Annotated in this window: 18 protein-coding genes; 5 read left to right on the forward strand and 13 right to left on the reverse strand. The window is 70.8% G+C overall.

Annotated elements, in window-relative coordinates; all coding sequences use genetic code 11:
• Window positions 1–22 precede the first annotated feature (22 nt).
• The gene (gene rpmF, locus PC39_RS09570) at window positions 23–202 is read right to left on the reverse strand and encodes a 50S ribosomal protein L32 (RefSeq protein WP_353253159.1); all 180 of its coding nucleotides are present in this window, start codon (window positions 200–202) and stop codon (window positions 23–25) included.
• Between the two features lie 36 nt (window positions 203–238).
• Window positions 239–778 (reverse strand): YceD family protein, encoded by a 540-nt coding sequence (locus tag PC39_RS09575; protein ID WP_353253160.1) that lies wholly within the window; start codon window positions 776–778, stop codon window positions 239–241.
• A 159-nt stretch (window positions 779–937) separates the two neighbouring features.
• On the opposite strand from PC39_RS09575, the gene PC39_RS09580 reads away from it, so the two are divergent.
• Window positions 938–1,528 (forward strand): Maf family protein, encoded by a 591-nt coding sequence (locus tag PC39_RS09580; RefSeq protein WP_353253222.1) that lies wholly within the window; start codon window positions 938–940, stop codon window positions 1,526–1,528.
• 1,114 nt (window positions 1,529–2,642) lie between these two features.
• Here the strand turns inward: PC39_RS09580 and PC39_RS09585 are convergent.
• Entirely contained in the window at window positions 2,643–3,332 is a 690-nt protein-coding gene (locus PC39_RS09585) for an HAD-IA family hydrolase (protein WP_353253161.1), read from the reverse strand.
• 162 nt (window positions 3,333–3,494) lie between these two features.
• Window positions 3,495–4,535 (reverse strand): RluA family pseudouridine synthase, encoded by a 1,041-nt coding sequence (locus PC39_RS09590; protein WP_353253162.1) that lies wholly within the window; start codon window positions 4,533–4,535, stop codon window positions 3,495–3,497.
• 185 nt (window positions 4,536–4,720) lie between these two features.
• Here PC39_RS09590 and PC39_RS09595 point away from each other — a divergent pair, with 185 nt between their 5' ends.
• Window positions 4,721–7,624, forward strand: a complete 2,904-nt coding sequence (locus tag PC39_RS09595) for an Rne/Rng family ribonuclease (protein WP_353253163.1) — start codon at window positions 4,721–4,723, stop codon at window positions 7,622–7,624.
• A gap of 42 nt (window positions 7,625–7,666) precedes the next feature.
• Here the strand turns inward: PC39_RS09595 and PC39_RS09600 are convergent, their stop codons facing one another.
• From PC39_RS09600 to PC39_RS09640, 9 genes are all read right to left on the reverse strand, one after another.
• Entirely contained in the window at window positions 7,667–8,158 is a 492-nt protein-coding gene (locus PC39_RS09600) for a low molecular weight protein-tyrosine-phosphatase (protein WP_353253164.1), read from the reverse strand.
• 133 nt (window positions 8,159–8,291) lie between these two features.
• On the reverse strand, window positions 8,292–9,038 hold the full coding sequence (kdsB, locus tag PC39_RS09605; RefSeq protein WP_353253165.1) for a 3-deoxy-manno-octulosonate cytidylyltransferase: 747 nt from the start codon (window positions 9,036–9,038) through the stop codon (window positions 8,292–8,294).
• On the reverse strand, window positions 9,035–10,030 hold the full coding sequence (lpxK, locus tag PC39_RS09610) for a tetraacyldisaccharide 4'-kinase (protein WP_353253166.1): 996 nt from the start codon (window positions 10,028–10,030) through the stop codon (window positions 9,035–9,037). Before lpxK ends, kdsB begins: the two co-directional genes overlap by 4 nt.
• The gene (gene msbA / locus PC39_RS09615; protein ID WP_353253167.1) at window positions 10,027–11,790 is read right to left on the reverse strand and encodes a lipid A export permease/ATP-binding protein MsbA; all 1,764 of its coding nucleotides are present in this window, start codon (window positions 11,788–11,790) and stop codon (window positions 10,027–10,029) included. Before msbA ends, lpxK begins: the two co-directional genes overlap by 4 nt.
• Window positions 11,787–12,206 (reverse strand): ExbD/TolR family protein, encoded by a 420-nt coding sequence (locus PC39_RS09620; RefSeq protein ID WP_353253168.1) that lies wholly within the window; start codon window positions 12,204–12,206, stop codon window positions 11,787–11,789. The genes msbA and PC39_RS09620 overlap by 4 nt, the downstream gene beginning before the upstream one ends.
• Window positions 12,203–12,817 carry a MotA/TolQ/ExbB proton channel family protein gene (locus PC39_RS09625; protein ID WP_353253169.1) on the reverse strand — a complete coding sequence of 205 codons (615 nt, stop codon included), beginning with the start codon at window positions 12,815–12,817 and terminating at the stop codon, window positions 12,203–12,205. The genes PC39_RS09620 and PC39_RS09625 overlap by 4 nt, the downstream gene beginning before the upstream one ends.
• Before the next feature lie 89 nt (window positions 12,818–12,906).
• Window positions 12,907–15,084, reverse strand: a complete 2,178-nt coding sequence (locus PC39_RS09630; protein ID WP_353253170.1) for a DNA internalization-related competence protein ComEC/Rec2 — start codon at window positions 15,082–15,084, stop codon at window positions 12,907–12,909.
• 62 nt (window positions 15,085–15,146) lie between these two features.
• Window positions 15,147–15,839 (reverse strand): lipoprotein-releasing ABC transporter ATP-binding protein LolD, encoded by a 693-nt coding sequence (gene lolD / locus PC39_RS09635; RefSeq protein WP_353253171.1) that lies wholly within the window; start codon window positions 15,837–15,839, stop codon window positions 15,147–15,149.
• Complete coding sequence (locus tag PC39_RS09640; RefSeq protein ID WP_353253172.1) at window positions 15,832–17,082, reverse strand: lipoprotein-releasing ABC transporter permease subunit; 1,251 nt, start codon at window positions 17,080–17,082, stop codon at window positions 15,832–15,834. Before PC39_RS09640 ends, lolD begins: the two co-directional genes overlap by 8 nt.
• Before the next feature lie 106 nt (window positions 17,083–17,188).
• Here PC39_RS09640 and PC39_RS09645 point away from each other — a divergent pair, with 106 nt between their 5' ends.
• From PC39_RS09645 to PC39_RS09655, 3 genes are read left to right on the forward strand one after another with little or no spacing between them, the layout of a single operon-like run.
• Window positions 17,189–17,512: a hypothetical protein gene (locus tag PC39_RS09645; RefSeq protein WP_353253173.1), complete on the forward strand. Its 324-nt coding sequence runs from the start codon at window positions 17,189–17,191 to the stop codon at window positions 17,510–17,512.
• Window positions 17,513–17,549: 37 nt separating this feature from the next.
• On the forward strand, window positions 17,550–18,572 hold the full coding sequence (locus tag PC39_RS09650) for an agmatine deiminase family protein (protein ID WP_353253174.1): 1,023 nt from the start codon (window positions 17,550–17,552) through the stop codon (window positions 18,570–18,572).
• Between the two features lie 16 nt (window positions 18,573–18,588).
• Window positions 18,589–19,455 carry a carbon-nitrogen hydrolase gene (locus tag PC39_RS09655; RefSeq protein ID WP_353253175.1) on the forward strand — a complete coding sequence of 289 codons (867 nt, stop codon included), beginning with the start codon at window positions 18,589–18,591 and terminating at the stop codon, window positions 19,453–19,455.
• Window positions 19,456–19,536: the final 81 nt, after the last annotated feature.

Genomic DNA, 19,536 nt, shown 5'->3' on the forward strand with positions numbered 1-19,536 from the left:
GCGGGGCCGGCGCGCTGGGGATTTACGCGTCGTCGCGCTGCACGACGCGACGGCCGCGGTAATAGCCGTCGCGGGTGACGTGGTGCCGGCGGTGGGTCTCGCCGGTGGTGGCGTCGATCGACAGGGTCGGTCCCGACAGGGCGTCGTGGGAACGCCGCTTGCCCCGCTTCGAGCGCGTCTTGCGATTCTGTTGAACAGCCATCTTGTTACTCCGGATTCCGTTGTATCGTGCCGCCGGTCATTCGTCCCGGCGGCCGCCGTCCTGCCCCTTCAGCGCCGCCAGGGCGGCAAAGGGATTGTCGGCCCGCTCCGAGCCCGTCGCCGCCTCCGCGGCGCCGTCGCACTCGGAACGCTCGCAGCGCGCCACCAGCGGCAACGCCAGTATCAGCTCGTCCTCGGCGAGCGCCGCCGGATCGAGTCCCTCTGCCGGGACCACGACCGGCTCGTATTCCCGCGGCACCCCGGCGGCCTCCTCCTCGTCCGCCACCGCGATCAGCCGCAGCGGCTGGTCGACCGTCCAGCTCACGGGCCCCAGGCAGCGCTGGCACTGCAGCGTCAACACGGCCCTCAGGTTGCCCGTGATCCGGACCCGGCGCTGCGGGTCCTCGTCGAATGCCAGAAACAGCGACGCCCGGCCGCTGTCGGGAACCTCGTCGACCAGCAGGTATTCCGCCAGCCGCCGCAGGTCCGCGAGCGCCACATCGCCCGCCACGCTGCCGCCGCCGAGGGCAAGCCTTCTCGGATCGACGCGTTCGGGCAGGCGCTTGGCTTCGCTCATTGGCCCCGGCCGGGCGCTGTCATGGCGCGCGATATTAGTGCCACGCGCCGATCAAGTCAAAATCGCCGGCGCCGGACCGCCGCGCACACCCGCGCGGTTGACAACCGGTCGGGCGGCCGTTATCCACGCGTTCCGACATACATCCGACCCGGTGACCGCATCGTGCCCAGTCCGCCTCCGCTCATCCTCGCCTCCGGCTCACCCTGGCGGCGCCAACTGCTCGACCGTCTCGGCATCGAATACCGCGTGGTCGCGCCCGACATCGACGAGACGCCGGCGCCGGACGAATCCCCGGCCGCGCTGGTGGAGCGCCTGGCACGGACCAAGGCGGAAGCGGTCGCCGAGCGCCATGCGGACGCCGCCGTGATCGGCTCCGACCAGGTCGCCGATCTCGACGGCGATATCCTGGGCAAGCCCGGCAGCGAGACCGCGGCGATCGAGCAGCTACGACGCCAGTCGGGGCGTCGGGTCATCTTCCACACCGGCCTCGCCGTGGCCGCGCCGGGCCTGCCGGCGCCCCTGGTCACGCGGGTCATCGTGACCACCACCTTCCGCGAATTGAACGACGACGAGATCGTGCGCTACGTCGCGGCCGAGGACGTGACCGCCACCGCCGGCAGCATCAAGTCGGAGGGGCTGGGCATCGCCCTGGTCGAATCCATCGCCAGCGACGATCCCACCGCGCTGGTGGGTCTGCCGCTGATCGCACTGCGGCGCATGCTCGCCGAGGTCGGCATCGCGATTCCCTAGGAGGGTGTTTAAAAATGTGGCGCGCAAAGGCAGACCGTAGGCGGGATAAGCGCGCGTTCCCGGTATTCCCCTGCCGAAGAGCACGACAGTGGAAAGCGCCTCGGCAAGCGGCCAGCCGGAACATGGACCACAGAGGCGCACGGAGGCGCACAGAGGGACACAGAGGAAACTGACTGTTGTCCCGGAAGCCGCAAAGAAGCCTGCCCCGGACACGAGCACGGTTTTCAAGCGAAAGAGGCGGATAGCCCGTTAAGGTTCGTTGCCAACCCGGCAGCTCGAGCGCCGGGGCGCTGCGCGGTCGGTGCCGTGCCGGGCCGGGGTATTTGTTTATCCACAGATTACGCCGATTAACGCAGATTGGCCGGGACTGCTCTTTAATCTGCGTCCATCGGCGTCATCTGCGGATCGTTTCTTCCGAGAACCGCCCGCCAAGGTCCGTTGCCGCCCCGGCAGTTCGGTCGCCGGGGCGCTGCGCGGTCGGTGCCGTGCCGAGGCAAGGCATTTGTTTATCCGCGGATGGACGCCGATTAACGCAGATTGGCCGGGACTGCTCTTTAATCTGCGTCCATCAGCGTAATCTGTGGATTCCTTCTTCCGGGAACCACCCGCCAAGGTCCGTTACCAACCCGGCAATTCGGTCACCTAGGCGCTACGCGGTCGGCGCCGTGCCGAGTCAAGGCGCTTGTTTTATCCACAGATTGACACCGATTAACGCAGATTAATTGGGGCTGCTCTTTAATCTGCGTCCATCGGCGTCATCTGCGGATCGTTTCTTCCGAGAACCACCCGCCAAGGCCCGTTGCCAACCCGCCAGTTCGGTCGCCGGGGCGCTGCGCGGTCGGCGCCGGGCCGAACCAGGGCATTTGTTTATCCGCGGATGAACGCCGATTAACGCAGATTGGTCAGGGCTGCTCTTGAATCTGCGTCCATCGGCGTAATCTGTGGATTCCTCCTTCCGGCAAGCGGCTAGCCAGAACCTCTGCGCGCCTCCGTGCGCCTCTGTGGTTTCATGCCCCGCCACCAAGGCCGGAGGAGCGGTCCCGCACGAACGCAGCCGGCGCTTGATCACGCCCCATGATCCACGTCCGGATAGCGCCCGAGCCTGGCTTCCGGCTCAACCGCTCCGGCGGCCTTCGAGCAGCCAGCACGGCAGCGCCGCTACGTCCGGCAGCACGGCCAGGGCGCCAGCCTTGTGAAGCCGGCCCGGATCGTGAACACCGCAGGCCACGCCCACCGCCGGGACCCCGGCGGCCGCGGCCATCGCCATGTCGTACTCGGTATCCCCGACCATCAGGGCACGTCCGGGCTCGGTGGCGGTGCGCAGCAGGATGTCCTCCAGCATGTCGGGGGCCGGCTTGGGCACCGTTTCGTCCGCGCAGCGGCTGATCCGGAAGAACCGCCCCAGGCCGGTCTCGGCCAGGCCCCGGTCCAGACCGCGTCGGCTCTTGCCGGTGGCTACCGCCAGGGTGTGTCCGGACTCGCGCAGCACCGTCAGGGTGTCGTGCACACCCGCGAACAGGGTCGATCCCGGCCCCGGCGCGGTATAGCGGGCCCGGTAGGCCATCAGCAGCTCGCGCACGTGCCGGGTCTCCAGCTCCGGGAACAGGCGCGCCAGGACATCGTCCAGACCCAGGCCGATCAGCTCCCGCATCGCCTCGGGCGGACGTTCCGGCAAGCCGAGGTCGGCGATCGCCTGCTGCATCGCGCCCACGATCTCGGCGGCCGAGTCCATGATCGTGCCGTCCCAATCGAACACGATCAGCTCGATGTCCTCTAGGTCATCTCTAGATATGCGCTGCATCATTCCGAAGATAATAACTAACCACAGAGACACAGAGCGCACAGAGGAAGTATCGGCGTATCCAAGGATTCCGAAGCATGCAGGGGCAATCGTCAGCGCACCCGCATCGACGCCCTCCAGCGGCTTCGCCTTTTTTCACGCTCTGTGTCCTCTGTGTCTCTGTGGTTAACCTTCATCACGGAGGACGTCGAGCACGGCCTCCAGCTCCGGTGGCAGCGGCGCCGACAGCGTGCGGTCGATGCCCGGCAGCGACAGCGACGCCGCGTGCAGGAACAGGCGCTTGAGGCCGAGGCCGCGCATGCGGCGGTCGAAATCGCGGTCGCCGTACTTGTCGTCGCCGGCGACCGGGTGGCCCAGGTGCGCCGCGTGCACGCGTATCTGGTGCGTGCGGCCGGTGGCGATGGCCACCTCGGCCAGAACGGCGTCGCGGAAACGTTCGCGCGGCACGAACCGGCTGTGCGCGGACTTGCCTTCCTCGGCCACCGCGCTCAGGCGCTCGCCGCCGATCTCGCGGTCGCGCACCAGGGCCGCGTCGACGTCGCGCGGGCCGCCCTCCCAGGCGCCGGCCAGCAGCGCCAGATAACGCTTGTCCGCGGCCGGATCGCGCAGGGCGCGCCTGAGCGCCGTCAGCGCGGGCCGGTTGCGCGCCACCAGCAGACAGCCGCTGGTATCCCGATCGAGCCGGTGCACCAATTCCAGGTACTCGTCCGGCCGATCGGCCCGCAACACCTCGATCACGCCGAAACGCAATCCGGTCCCGGCATGCACCGCCAGACCGGCGGGCTTGTCGATGAGGAGCCAGTCCGGCGTCTCTTCGGCCACCGCCGCGCGGACGCGCTCGAGGAGACCGTCCGGCGGCCGCCCCGGATCATCCTTGGGCGCCTGCCGCACGGGCGGCACCCGGACCCGATCGCCGACCGCGAGCTTGGTGTGCGGCTTCGCCCGACCGCTGTTGACGCGGACCTGACCGCGCCGGATCAGCCGATAGACACGCGAGCGCGGCACGCCCTTGAGCTCCCGCAGAAGATAGTTGTCCAGCCGCATGCCGTCGGCGTCGTCACCGACCGTTTGATGCCGGACTTGAGGGGCGTCGTGTCCCAGATTACACTCCCGTTTGTCGGCCGGTCCGCCGTGGATCATATCGCGCTCGCTGACCGCCGGCCTGAGTTCCGCCACGCGCGCCCCGAGCCATTCCGCGAACGGCATTCGGCGCGCGGCGCAAAGCCTAGCATGCGCGCCCGAACGGCGCGTCGCCGGGCAGGACAGGAAAAAACAGTCACCAATGCGCTCCCCGAGCCCGATCCAACACCGGTCGTGCACCGCGCCCGCCGCGATCATGCAGGCGTCGGCCGGCCGTGGCTGGGGTCGAGCGCGACAAGAGATCAAGGACAATGAAACGGATTCTGATCAACGCCACGCAGCCGGAAGAGCTGCGCGTGGCTATCGTGGATGGCCAGAAACTACGTGACCTGGACATCGAGGTAGGCTCCCGCGAGCAGCGAAAAGCCAACGTCTACAAGGGCCGGATCACCCGCATCGAGCCCAGCCTGGAGGCCGCCTTCGTCGACTACGGCGGCGGCCGGCACGGCTTCCTGCCGCTCAAGGAGGTCGCCCGCCCCTACTTCAAGCAGAATCCCGGCCAAGGGCGCATCGAGATCAAGGAGGTGCTGTCCGAGGGCCAGGAGCTGATCGTCCAGGTCGAAAAGGAGGAGCGCGGCAACAAGGGCGCCGCCCTGACCACCTTCATCAGCCTCGCCGGGCGCTACCTGGTGCTGATGCCCAACAATCCCCGCGCCGGGGGGGTCTCCCGGCGCATCGACGGCGACGACCGCGCCGAGCTGCGCGAGGCCATGAGCGATCTCACCATCCCCAGCGGCATGGGCGTGATCGCGCGCACCGCCGGCGTGGGCCGCGCCGCCGAGGAACTGCAGTGGGACCTGGACTACCTGCTCCAGCTCTGGGAGAAGATCCGCGAGGCCGCCGAGCAGCGGCCCGCGCCGTTCCTGATCTACCAGGAATCCAACGTCATCATCCGGGCGCTGCGCGACTACCTGCGTGACGACATCGGCGAGGTCATCATCGACCAGCCGGACATCTACCGCACCGGGCACGAGTTCATGGAGCAGGTGATGCCCGGCAACCTGCCCAAACTCAAGCTCTACGAGGACGAGACCCCGCTGTTCTCGCGCTTCCAGGTCGAGTCCCAGATCGAAACCGCCTTCCAGCGCGAGGTCACCCTCCCGTCCGGCGGCGCCATCATCATCGATCACACCGAGGCGCTGACCACGATCGATATCAACTCCGCGCGTTCCACCGGCGGCGGCGGGATCGAGGAGACCGCCCTCCACACCAACCTGGAGGCGGCCGACGAGATCGCGCGTCAACTCCGGCTGCGGGACCTGGGCGGTCTGCTGGTCATCGACTTCATCGACATGGAGTCGAACAAGAACCAGCGGGAGGTGGAGAAGCGCCTTCGCGACGCCGTCAAGGAGGATCGGGCCCGGGTCCAGCTCGGCCGCATCTCGCGCTTCGGCCTGCTGGAGATGTCGCGGCAGCGGTTGCGCCCCTCGCTGGGCGAATACAGCACCCACCCCTGCCCGCGCTGTCTCGGCCAGGGCACCATCCGCAGCGTGGAATCGCTGGCGTTGTCGATCCTGCGCCTGCTCGAGGAAGAGGCGATGAAGACCGGCACCGCGCGCGTGGTCGCGCAGTTGCCGATCCCGGTCGGCAGCTTCCTCCTGAACGAGAAGCGCGCGGATATCGCCGATATCCAGCGACGCTCCGAGGCGGAAATCACCCTGGTCCCGAGCGCCGACCTGGAGACGCCGCATTACGAGATCCGGCGGATCCGCGGCGATCAGCTCGGTGAGGACGACAACGACGCGGCCAGCTACAGGCTGCGCCCCGAGAACCTGCCCGAGCCCGAGCCCGAGGCCGAGCGCGCCGCCCCGCCACCGCCGCCGAAACCCGCGGTCAGCGGCGTGACCCGCAGCGCCCCGGCGGCCGCGGCGACGACCGACAAGAAGACGGCCCGGACCGACGACGGCCCCGGCCTCTGGCAGCGTCTGTGGGCCCGCATCAAGGACTGGTTCGCCGGCGACGACGACACGGCGAATACCGGCAAGGAGCGTCAACGCAACGAGCGAGCCGGCGGCAAACGCGCCGCCGGGCGACCGCAGCAGGCTCGCGACAAGAGCCAGGGCGAAGGCAAATCCCGCGGCGGGGACAGCCGCCGGAGCGGCGGCGGCCAGCGCCGTGGCGGCGGTAACGGCGGAGGCAAGTCCCAATCCGAGCGCCGCAAGCCGCAACAGCGGCGTGGCGACGGCGACGACCGCAAGGACAAGGATAAGGACAACAAGGACAGGGAGAAGGACAAGGAAAGCCGTAAGGACGACAAGCCGCAAACGGATACTGCCCGCCAGGGCGACGCCGAGAGCAAGCGCGACGGCGGCCAGGACCAGGGCGAGGACGGCGGCCGTTCCCGCAGCGGCCGCAGCCGCCGGGGCCGGCGCGGCGGCCGGCGCAGACGCGGCGGCCGTAATCGCGGCGGCCAGGCCGCCGGCGAAGCCCAGGCGAACGACGGCAAGGGCGGCAACAACAAGGCCGGCGACAACAAACCCGACGAGAACCAGTCCGGCGGTAGCCGCAAGCGCGACACCCGGCCGGACACCGAGACCGGTGATCGAGAGACGCGCGGCGGCGGCAAACCGGCCGGCGATCAATCCGCCGACGGCCCGACCGGCAAGGACCGAGACGATCACCGCGGCAACGGTCGCGGTGCCAAGACCGGCAATGGCCGGTCCGACAACGGCGAGTCCGGCAAGCCGGCGACAACCGATGGTGACGGCGGCAAGAGCGGCAAGGCACCCGACGACGGCGCGGACAAGCGGCCCGCCGCCGAGCGGGACAAGCCCGAGGCCACCGAGCCGACCAGCACGGCGTCGAAGGCGGGTGACGGGAACAAGCACCCGGAAACCGTGACGCCGGCCGCGGCGAGCGAGACACGAGCGGACACGGATGGCCCCGGAGACCGCCACGCGGCCGCCGCCGGCAACGAAGACACCGGTACGCAGCCGACGACACGGTCACGACCCGAGACCCGCCCCGAGCCCGCGGAGAAGCCGGACGCCGCGAAGGCGGCGGGCGGCGACAAGCCGGAGGACGACGGGACGCCGAAGCAGGTCGAGACCCGGCAGTCGCACGACGGCGAAACGCTCGGCGGTCAGGAGTCGGCCGCCGCCACCGAAGGCACCGAGCGCCGGAACGACGCGACGACCGCCTCCGGCGGGCAATAGGCTGCGGGGGCGTGGCCGGCGACGCCGGCCGCCCCGCGATATTCAGCGCAGCCCGGCCTCGATCGAGTCCAACAGGCCGCGGCACGCCGCTTCGACGAGATCGAGCACGTGCTCGAAGCCGTCGTCGCCGCCGTAGTACGGATCCGGCACCTCCTCGACACCCGCCTCTGCGGCGTATGAGAGCAACAGCCGCGGATGCGGGCCCCGGCCCGCCGCCGCGCGCAGACGCTGCAACGCCGCGAGATTGGGCCGGTCCATGGCCAGGACATGGTGGAAACGCTCGAAATCGGCGGCTTCCACCCGCCGCGCGCGCAACCCCGAGATGTCGACGCCCCGGGCCGCCGCCGCCTCACGGGCACGGGTGTCCGGCGGCCTGCCCAGGTGATAGCCGTGCGTGCCGGCGGAATCGATCGCCAGGCGATCATCCAGGCCCCGCTCCGCCGCCAGCCGGCGGAACACGCCCTCCGCCGTCGGCGACCGGCAGATATTGCCCATGCAAACAAAGAGGACCGAAGTCTCCGAAGCGTCCGTCATCGCCATTCCTTTTCGACTATCCACGGACTACATTTATATTCAGATAGTTATTCGGTTTTTTTAAAGTCATCCGCGAAATCCGCGCAATCTGTGGATCCATAAAGCCGGTCTCGATGATCCCCCCATCCGCGGATCATCCGCGCCGCAGCAGGGCCGCCACCGCCGCCAGGTCCTCCTCGGTGTCCACGCCCGGCCCCGGCAGGGCCGCGGCCTCGACCACATGGATGCGCATGCCCAGGGCCAAAGCCCGCAGTTGCTCCAGGGACTCGCAACGCTCCAGGGCCGCCGGCGGCGCCGCCGCGAAACGTTTCAGGGCCGCGGCCCGGTAGGCGTAGATGCCCAGGTGGCGCCAGGCACCGCCGGCCGGTAGGCCGTTCCCCCCGCCGCGCTGGTGCGGAATCGGCGCCCGGCTGAAGTACAGGGCGTCGCCGGCGTCGTCGCGTACCACCTTGACCACATTGGGGTCGCGATAATCGGCGAGCTCCTCGATCGGCGTGCAGGCCGTGGCGATATCGGCCCCGGGCCGGGCGATCAGGGCCTCCGCCACCTGCCGTATCAGGGCACCCGGCATCAGCGGCTCGTCGCCCTGCAGATTCACGATCGCGAGATCGTCCGGCCAGGCCTCGCGCGCCGCCAGCTCGGCGATGCGGTCGCTCCCTGAAGCGCACGCCGCGCTGGTGCGCGCCGTGCGCGCCCCGAACCCGACGGCGGCGGCCTCGATGCGATCGTCATCGGTAGCGACCCAGACCTCGTCGGCGCCCGACTCCAGCGCCCGGCGGTGGACATGGGCCAGCAACGGCTCACCCGCGATCTCGCGCAGAACCTTGCCCGGCAGCCGGGTCGCGCCGTAGCGGGCGGGAATGGCGACGACGAAGCTCACGAGCGTTCCTCCAGCAGTCGGTCCAGCAGTGCATCCAGTCGGGCGCGGGCCTCCGTGCGCAGGTGCGCGGTCACCGGTACGTACCAGTGCCGGGCATCGGCGAACGCGCCGCACTTGACGGCATCCTTCTCGGTCATCAGCACCGGCCGGTCGTCCGCGAAGCGTATGTCGCCGGGCCGAAAGGCATGATGATCCGGGAACGGGTGCGGTGTCACCGTCAGGCCGGCGGCCTGCAGCGTGGCGAAGAAACGCCCCGGATCGCCGATCCCCGCCACGGCATGGACCCGCCGGCCCGCGAACGCGGCCAGCGGCCGCGCCTCGCCGGGGCCGGCGACGGGCCGCGCCGGCTCGGGCTGCAATGCCACGTCCTCGCCGGCCCCCTGGCGCAGCGAGAGATCGACATCGAGCAGGCGCGACAAGGGTTCCCGCAAGGGACCCGCCGGCAGCAGACGGCCGTTGCCGTAGCCCCGGGCCGCGTCCACCACGGCGATCTCGGCGTCGCGGGCGAGCGCGTAGTGCTGGAGGCCGTCGTCGCAGACGATGACGTCCGCGCCCGCCGCGACCAGCAGTGCCGCCGCCTCCGCGCGGCGCGGCGCCACCGCGACCGGGCAACCGGTGCGACGCGCCAGCAGCACCGGCTCGTCGCCGAACTCCCGCGGATCGCTGCCCGCCTCGACCCGCCGCGGCCGGCGCACGCGCCGTCCGCCGTACCCGCGCATCGCCAACCCCGGCCGCAGGCCACGCTCGCGCAAGCGCAGGGTGACGGCGGCCGCCAGCGGCGTCTTGCCGGTGCCGCCGACGGTGATATTGCCGATCACCAGGACGGGCACGCCCACGCGCGCCGCACGCAACCAGCCCCGCCGGTAGGCCAGGCGTCGCAACCGCACGACACCGCCGTAGAGCCAGGCAAGCGGCAACAGGAACGCGGTCCAGGCGGCACCCCGATACCAACCCCGGGTGAACGCTTCCCGCCAGTCCGCTCGGCGGCTCATTCCGGCCGCGCGAACTGCATGTCGTGCAGGGCGCGGTAATGGCCGCCGGCGTCCATGAGCTCGCGGTGACGGCCCTGCTCCACCACTTCGCCGTCGTGCATGACGACGATGTTGTCGGCGTCCTGGATGGTGGACAGGCGGTGCGCGATCACCAGCGTGGTGCGGTCGCGCATGAGATTCTCCAGCCCCTTCTGGATCGCCTTCTCGGACTCCGTATCGAGCGCCGAGGTGGCCTCGTCCAGGATCAGGATGGGCGCGTTCTTGAGCAGGGCGCGCGCGATCGCCAGACGTTGACGCTGGCCGCCCGAGAGCATGATGCCGTTCTGCCCCACCAGGGTGTCGTAGCCCTGCGGCAGACGCTCGATGAAATCCGCGGCATAGGCGCGGTACGCGGCGGCCTCGACCTCGGCCCGATCCGCCGGCCGCAGGCTGCCGTAGGCGATGTTGCGCGCCACCGTGTCGTTGAACAGCACGACATTCTGATCCACCAGGCTGATCTGATCGCGCAGGTTGCGCAGCGGATACTCGCGCACATCGTGGCCGTCGATCAGGATCGCGCCGCGGGTGGGATCGTAGAACCGCGGCAACAGCGACAGCAACGTGCTCTTGCCGCTGCCCGAGCGGCCGACGAAAGCGACGGTCTGCCCCGGCGAGACGCTGATGTTCACGTCCCGGAGCACGTCGCGTTCGGTACGCGGATAGCGGAACCAGAGATCACGTACCTCGATGCGTCCCTCGGCCCGCGTCAGCGGACGCCGCCCCCCGGTATCCTCGCCGGGCTCGTCGAGCAGCTCGAAGATCGCGCCCGCCGCGGCCACGCCGCTCTGGATGGTGGCGTTGACCTGCGTCAGCCGCTTGATCGGCCCCATCAGCCCGAGCATGGCGCCGAAGAAGGCCGCCAGGTCGCCCGGCGACATGATGCCGCCGCCGGTGTCGCGCACCGCCAGCCACACCACGCCGGCGACCGCGATCGCGGCGATGAGCTGGATCACCGGCACGCTGGCCGCGCGCGTCGTGGCCATGCGCATGGACATGCGCCGGTTGCGCTCGTTGGCGGCGTCGAAGTTGGACTGCTCGTATTCCTCGCCGCCGAAGACCTTCACCACGCGGTGGCCGGTGAGCACTTCCTCGCTGATGTGCGTGAGATCACCCATGGACTGCTGGATACGACTGCTATAGCGGCGGAAGCGCTTGGACACCAGGTTCATGATGCCGGCGATCGGCGGCCCCACGACCAGCGTGAGCAAGGCCAGCGACCAATTGATGTAGAACATCAGCCCGACGAAACCGATCACCCGGAAGCCGTCCTGGACCACGATCGTGATGGCACTGGTGGCGGCACCCGAAATCTGGCTGGTGTAGTAGGTCAGCTTGGCGGTGATCTTGCCCGACGAGTTGGCGTCGAAATAGGCCGTGGGCAGGCGCAGATACTGCCCGAACACATCCGCGCGCACGTCGTGCACGACCCGGTTGGCGACCCAGGCCATGCCGTACTGCGACAGGAAGCCGGCACAGCCGCGCAGGAGGAACAATCCCAGCATGAATACCGGGATCCAGCGGATCATCCAGGGGTCGCGCTCGACCACGCTGCCGTCGAGCAGCGGCTTGAGGATGTAGACCAGGCCCGTGTCCGCGCCCGCGTACGCCGCCATGCCCAGGCCGGCCACGGCCAGCCAGCGCCAGTAGCGGGCCGTGTAGCGCAGCAACCGCGGATAGATCTCGCCGATCGGCATATCGGTCACCGAACGATTCTGCGTCATCGTCCCTCCTCCGCCGGACGGGTCACGATCTCCACACGGGCCAGGCCCAGGGCCGCGGCCGCGTCCATCACCGATACCACGGCCTGGTGGCTGGCACGACCGTCGGCCCGGATGCGCACGCCCCGGCCGGCATCATCGCCGGCGCGCGCCGACAGCCGCGCCCGCAGCGCGGCCGGCTCCGACCGCACCGGCTCGCCGTCCACGTAGATTCGGTCGGCGGCATCGATCGAGACATCCAACGGCCGGCCCTCGGTCTCGGCGGGGGTAGCCGCGGCCTCGGGCAGGCGCAACTGCAGACCGGCGTGGGGCACGAAGGTCGTGGTCACCATGAAGAAGATCAGCAACAGGAAGACGACGTCGATCAGCGACGTCAGGTTGAGCTGGGGATCCTCGCTGCGCGAGCGCGGCAGTCTCATCCGGCGGCCCCGCTCCGCTCCTGGGTTTCCATCAGACGCACGGCCTCGGCCTCCATGGCCACCACCAACTCGTCGACGCGGCCGCGCAGATAGCGATAGAGGATCAGGGCCGGGATCGCCACGCACAGACCCGCCGCCGTGGTCAGCAGGGCCTCCGAGATGCCGCCGGCCAGGGCGCGTGCGTCACCCACGCCGGTGGCGGTGATCGCGGCGAACACCTTGATCATCCCGATCACCGTGCCCAGCAGGCCCAGCAGCGGCGTCACCGCGGCGATCGTGCCCAGGGTATTGAGATAGCGTTCCAGCTCGTGCAGCACCTGGCGCCCGGCTTCCTCGACGCGTTCCCGGACCACGGCGCGACCCTCGCCCCGGCTGGCCAGCCCCGCCGCCAGGATGCGCCCCAGCGGACTGTCCGCGCGCAGGGCCGCCAGGTCGCGCTCGGCGATGGCCGGCGCCGCCGCCAGTTCCGGCACCCGCCGGCTCAGGCGTGCCGGCGTCACCACCGCCGCCCGGAGGGCCCATAGCCGCTCCAGCACGATCGCCAGCGCCAGCACCGAGCACAGCAGTATCGGCAGCATCACCCAGCCGCCGGCCGCCACAAGTTCCCACATAGGCCTCGCCCACTCGGCAAAGCCACGCATGATAGAGGCCGGCGCGGCTGTCAGCCAGTGCATGCGTCGCGCATACCCCGCCGGCCGGATCAGGGACCGGGCGCGGCGCGCCAGAAACGCGCCGCCTGCGCGCGCCAGGCCCGGGGCGCGGCGACGCCGTCGACCGGATCGACGTCCACCCGCAGCGCCCCCTGCGCGCCGGTCACCCGCACCTCGGCACCGGCCTCGCGCAGCCGCTGCCGGACCGCGGCCGCGGGGAACCCCCAGCGATTGCGCCAACCCGCCGGCACCAGGGCGTAATCGGGCGCGACCGCGGCCAGGAACGGCGCGCTGGAGCTGCTGGCGCTGCCGTGGTGCGCCACCACCAGCACCGCCGCGCGCAAGGATTCGCCGTGCGCGGCCAGCAGACGGCGCTCGGCGGGCGCCTCGATGTCCCCGGTGAGCAGGACCCGGCCGCCGGGCCCGGTCACCGACAGCACGCAGGAAGCGTCGTTGCCCCGCCAGTCGCCGGGTCCGGGATGCAGCACCCGGAACTCGACGCCGTCCCAGGTCCAGCGCCGCCCGTCGCGGCACGGCGCCGCCTGGTCCACACCCAGGGTGGCGGCCACCGGCAACGCCGCCCGGACGGCCGCGACCCCGCCGCGGTGATCGATATCCCCGTGACTCAGCACCAGCCTGTCCAGGCGGCGGACACCTTGCGACCGGAGATACGGCACCACGATCGCCGCGCCCGTGTCGAAGCCCGTGCGATAGCGCGGTCCGGCATCGAACAGCAGCGTGTGCTCCGCCGTGCGCACCACCGCCGCCAGTCCCTGCCCCACGTCCAGCAGCGTCAGCCGGAACCCGCCGTGTGCGGGCGCGGGCGGACCGAGCAGGAGCGGCAGCAGACCCAGGACCCCGAGCCAGCGGCCGGGCACGCCGCGCGGCGCCAGCAGCCAGGCCGCGCCGGCGAGCGCGACGACCAGCGCGGGCAACCCCGGCGTCGGCAGCACGAGATAGGCGCCCGGGACATCCGCCAGCGCGGCCAGCAGCCGCCAGCCGGCATCCAGAACCACCGCCAACGCGGCCAGCAACGGGCCCGCCAGGGCCGGTAACGCGAGCGCCGCGAGCACCGTCAGCAGGACCGCCGGGACCAACACCGCGAAGGCCGGGATCAACACGGCGTTGGCCACCGCGCCCGCCAGCGAGGCCTCCCCGAACCAGTAGAGCGTGAGCGGCAGCAGGGCCAGCGCCAGCGCCGGTTGCAGCCGGAGCCAGAAAGCCGGTCCGGGACGGCCGCGTCCCCCCGCCAGGTACAGCAGCCAGGCGACCGCGCCGAACGACAACCAGAAACCGGGCGCCAGCACCGCGAACGGGTCCGCGGCGAGGACCGCCAGGGCGGCCACCGCGAGCAGGCGCGAGGGGGCGGTGCGCCGCCGCAAGAGCACGGCCGCGAGTACCGCCAGGGTCATGATCAGCGCCCGGCGCGCCGGCAGGTCGAAGCCGGACAGCAACGCATAGCCGGTGGCCGCCAGGGCCGCGGCGGCCGCGGCCACCGTCAATGCGGCCGGACGCGGCCGCGGATACAGCCACGGCACGGCCCGGCGCAGGCCCAGGAAGACGGCCGCGGCGATCAGGCCCACGTGCAGGCCCGATATCGCGAACAGGTGCGTCGTGCCGGTCCGGCGCAGGACACGCCACTGGTCGTCCGTTATATCGCCGCGCTCGCCCAGGCTCAGGGCCTGGACCAGGCCGGTCACGGGATCGCCGTCGAGCGCCGCCGCGATACGGCCGGCGGCGGCATGCCGCCAACGGGCCAGCGGTGCCGTCGCGTCGTCGGCGCAACGCTCGGCCTCGCGCACGTAGCCCGTGGCGCCGATGCGCTCGCGCCAAAGCCAGGCCTCGTAGTCGAAGCCGCCGGGATTGAGGGAGCCGCGCGGCGCGCTCAGACGCAGCCGTAGGCGCCAGCAGTCACCCGGCGCCAGCGCCGGCGGGCGGTCGTACCAGGACACGCGGACGTACCGCGGACGCGCGCCGGTCTCGAAACGGAAACGGGTCCGGAATTCGTCGACCTCGGGCAAACCGGCCACGTGGCCCGTAAACCAGCGTTCCTGGCCATGCGCCGTCGCCGGCAGACGCTGCGAATGCAGCCACGACCCCAGGAGAACGGCGTACGCGAAGGCCAGCGCCGCGACGGCGGCCAGCGTGCGGCCGGGAAAGCGGAACAGACAGAGGAGAAGCGGCGGCAGAAGCCAGGCCGGCGCCGGCAGCGCCGGTAGAGCATGCACCGCCAGTATTCCCGCCAGGGCCGCCAGGGCCCAGGCGCGGACGTCACGGTCCAGCCGCCCCGCTAGAGGCCGGCGTCGGCCAGGTGGCCGTCCTCCAGGGCCCATACGCGATCCATGCGTCGTGCGAGTTCCGTGTCGTGGGTGACCAGGACCAGGCTGGTGCCGAGTTCCCGGTTCAGCTCAAGCATCAGGTCGAAGACCCCCGTCGCCGTGCGGTGATCCAGGTTGCCCGTGGGCTCGTCGGCGAGGATGGCGGCCGGCCGCGTCACCAGGGCGCGGGCCACCGCGGCGCGCTGGCGCTCGCCGCCGGAAAGCTCGGTCGGCTTGTGTCCCAGGCGCTGCCCGAGCCCGACCCGGTCCAGGAGACGGGATGCCGCCGCCAGGGCCGATTGCGTCGGCTCGCGCCGGATCAGCAGCGGCATCGCCACGTTCTCCAGGGTGGTGAATTCCGGCAGCAGGTGGTGGAACTGGTAGATGAAGCCCAGGGCGACGTTGCGCAGTCGGCCGCGCTCGGCGTCCGAAAGCTCGCTCATGACCCGCCCCTGGATGCGCACGTCGCCGCCGCTGGGCTGCTCCAGGCCGCCGAGCAGGTGCAGCAGCGTGCTCTTGCCGGAGCCGGACGCACCCACCACGGCGATGCAGTCGCCGGGGTTCACGTCCAGGTCGACGCCGGCGAGCACGGTCACCGGCTCGCGCACCTCGGTGAAGGTCTTGGTCAGGCCGCGGCAGGCCACCACCGGCGTCGCGCTAGTCATAGCGAAGGGCCTCCGCCGGCTGCACCCGGGCCGCGCGCCAGGCCGGATAGAGCGTGGAGAGGAAACTCAGGAACAGCGCCAGCGCCGCGATGCGGCCGACGTCCTCGCCGTGCAGCTCGGCCTTGAGCTGACTGATGTAGTACACGTCCGCGGACAACAGGTCGGTGTTCAGCAGCCGCTCCAGCAGCGGCACGATGTTCTCGATGTTGATCGACAGCAGCACGCCGAGGCCCACGCCGGTCAGGGTGCCGATCACGCCGATCAACGATCCCTGGACCATGAAGATCGACATCACCGAGCGCGGGGTCATGCCCAGCGTGCGCAGGATGGCGATATCGCCCTGCTTGTCCGTGACCACCATCACCAGCATGGAGACGATGTTGAACGCGGCCACCGCGATGATCAGCGACAGGATGATGAACATCACCGTCTTCTCGGTGGCGATGGCGCGGAAGAAGTTGGCGTGCTCGCGCGTCCAGTTGGATACGCGCAGCCCGGGGCGCAGGGTCACCTCGAGCTGGCGGGTGACGGCGGGTGCGTCGAACAGATCGGTGAGCTGTACCCGCAGGCCGGTGACCCCGTCTCCCAGCCGATAGAGCGTGGCGGCGTCGCGCAGGTGCAGGAACACCAGGCCGCGATCGTACTCGTACATGCCGACCTCGAATATCCCGGCCACCCGGAAACGCCGGAAACGCGGCAGGATGCCGGCGGGCGTGGTGTTCGCCTGCGGGATCATGAGATCGACCGTGTCGCCGACGCGAACGCCCAGCAAGCGCGCCAGCTCCACCCCGATCACGATGCGGTAGGCCCCCGGCGCCAGGTCGTCGAAGGAGCCCGCCACCATGTTCCGGGCCACGTCCGAGACCTCGGTCTCGAATTCCGGCAGGACGCCCCGCAGCAGGGTGCCGCTGAGATCGCGTCCCGAGCGCAGCATGCCCTCGCCGCGGATATAGGGGGCGGCGGCCTCGACCGCCGGCGACCGCGCCATGATCTCGTCGCGCACGCCGCGCCAGTCGTCCAGGGCTCCGTCGCCGCCGGAAACGGTCACGTGCGAGGCCATACCCAGGATGCGCTCGCGCAGCTCGGTCTCGAAGCCGTTCATCACCGACAGCACCGTGATCAGCAGCATCACCGCGAGCGCGATCCCGCCCATCGAGATCGCCGAGATGAACGAGATGAAATGATTGCGCCGCTTGGCCCGCGTGTAACGCAGGCCGATGTAGAGTTCCAGGGGTCGCAGCATGGCGCCGGCATTTAAGCATAAAGGCCCCGGATCCGCATCCCGGCACGCACACGAACGCTTCTCCCCGCCGTCCGCCCGGTGCTATATTCGCGGCATGCGGATTGTCTTGCTGATCAGCCTCCTGGCCCTGACCGGTGCCGCCGTCGCGGCGCAGGGCGACCGGAGCACCACCCGGGGCACCGTGGTCGACATGCCGGCATCGGCCGGTGCCGACACGCCGGACACGCTCCCCCGCCGGTCCATGACCATGGCCCAGGTCGAGCGCCGCTACGGCGAGCCGCGCGCCCGCCACGGCGCGGTCGGCGAGCCGCCGATCACGCGCTGGGACTATGCCGGCTTTTCGGTGTTCTTCGAGCATGACCGGGTGTTGCACGCGGTGGTGCCGGGCGATTTCCCGGACATCCGCAACCGCGACGAACTGCGTCAGTAGCCCCGACGACCCCTTGGCACCGTCCCGGACACCGTTCTTGCCGCCCGAATGGGCGCCGCAGGCCGCCACCCTGCTCGTCTGGCCCCGCGCCGGCGGCGACTGGGGCCCCGACCTGCCACCCGCCCGCGACGCCCTCGCCGCCATGGCCGCCGCCCTGGCCGCGGCACAGGACGTGATCCTGATCGCGGCCGATGCCGAGTGCCGGTCCAGCATCCGCGCCCATCCCGATCTGTCCGGCCTGCCGGACGAACGTCTGCGGATCGCGGACATCCCGGCCAACGACATCTGGGTCCGCGACACCGGACCCGTGACCCTGCTCGACGGCGACGGCGGCCGACGGTTCCTGGATTTCCGCTTCGACGGCTGGGGCGGCCGCCACCCGTCCGCCGACGACGACGCCCTGACCGCGCGCCTGCATGCCGCCGGCACGCTCGGCGCGGGCCGCCTGGTACGCCGCGACTGGGTCCTGGAGGGCGGCAGCATCGAGGTCGACGGCGCCGGGAGTCTGCTCACCACCGAGCGCTGCCTGCTCCACGGCCGGCGCAATCCCGGCCTGGACCGCGCGGCCGTCGAAGCCCGGTTGCGCACGGACCTGGGCGTGGACCGGGTGCTCTGGCTGCGGCACGGCCACCTGGAAGGCGACGACACCGACAGCCACGTCGACACCCTGGTCCGCTTCGCCGGTCCCGGCCATATCGTCCACCAGGGGTGCGCCGACCCGGACGATCCCCACCATGCCCCGCTGGCGGCCATGGCGGACGAACTCGCCGCCCTGGCCACCGCCGACGGCGGCCGCTACCGGCTCACGCGCCTACCCCTGCCGGCGCCGCAGTTCGACGCCGACGGCCGCCGGGTACCCGCCGGCTATGCCAATTTCCTGCTCGGCAACGGCCTGATCCTGGCTCCGGCCTACGACGACCCCGCCGACGCCGAGGCGCACGCCCTGCTGGCGGACTGCTTTCCCGGCCGGCGCCTGGTCGCCGTCGATTGCCGGGCCCTGATCCGGCAGAATGGCGCCCTGCACTGCGCCGCGATGCAGATTCCGCGGGGCGACACCTGACACGGGATTTCCGCACATGAGCGACACCCTCATCCTGGCCGTGGTCCAGCACGCCTGCGGCGACGATCCCGCCGCCAACCTGGACGCCGCGGTCGCGGCCGTCGCCGAGGCGGGCGCGCGGGGCGCCCGGCTGGTATTGCTGCCGGAGCTGCACAACACGCGCTACTTCTGCCGTACCGAGGACCCGGCCGCCTTCGACCTGGCCGAGCCGGTCCCGGGCCCCACCACCGAGCGCCTGGGCGAGGCCGCGCGCGCCGCCGGGGCGGTGGTCGTGGGCTCGGTCTTCGAGCGCCGGGCCGCCGGGCTCTATCACAACACCGCCGTGGTGTTGGACACCGACGGCCGCCTGGCGGGCCGCTACCGCAAGGCACATATCCCGGACGATCCCGGCTATTACGAGAAATTCTATTTCACGCCCGGCGACACGGGCTTCGAGCCCATCGACACCGCCGTGGGCCTGCTGGGCGTGCTGGTGTGCTGGGACCAGTGGTATCCGGAAGCCGCACGGCTCATGGCCCTGGCCGGCGCCCAGGTGCTGCTCTATCCCTCGGCGATCGGCTGGGATCCGGCCGACGACGAGGCCGAACGCGAGCGCCAGCTCCGCGCCTGGCAGGGCGTGCAGCGCGGCCACGCCATCGCCAACTGCCTGCCCCTGGCCGCGGCCAACCGTATCGGCGACGAGGACGACACCCGCTTCTGGGGCCACGGTTTCATCGCCGGGCCCCAGGGCGAGATGCTGGCCGAGGGCGGTATCGGCCCGGAGATCCTGACCGCCGAGCTGGACCTGTCCCGCACCGACACGCTGCGACGGATGTGGCCCTTCCTGCGGGATCGGCGCATCGACGCCTACGGCGATCTGGCTTTGAGGTTTCGTGATTGGTGATTGGCAAAGAGCGTAGCCCCCTCTTCCCAACCAATCACGAATCACGGATCACAGCCTTCCCGAATCACTAATCACGAATCA

Source organism: Salinisphaera sp. PC39, assembly GCF_040361335.1.
Taxonomy (GTDB): domain Bacteria; phylum Pseudomonadota; class Gammaproteobacteria; order Nevskiales; family Salinisphaeraceae; genus APNM01.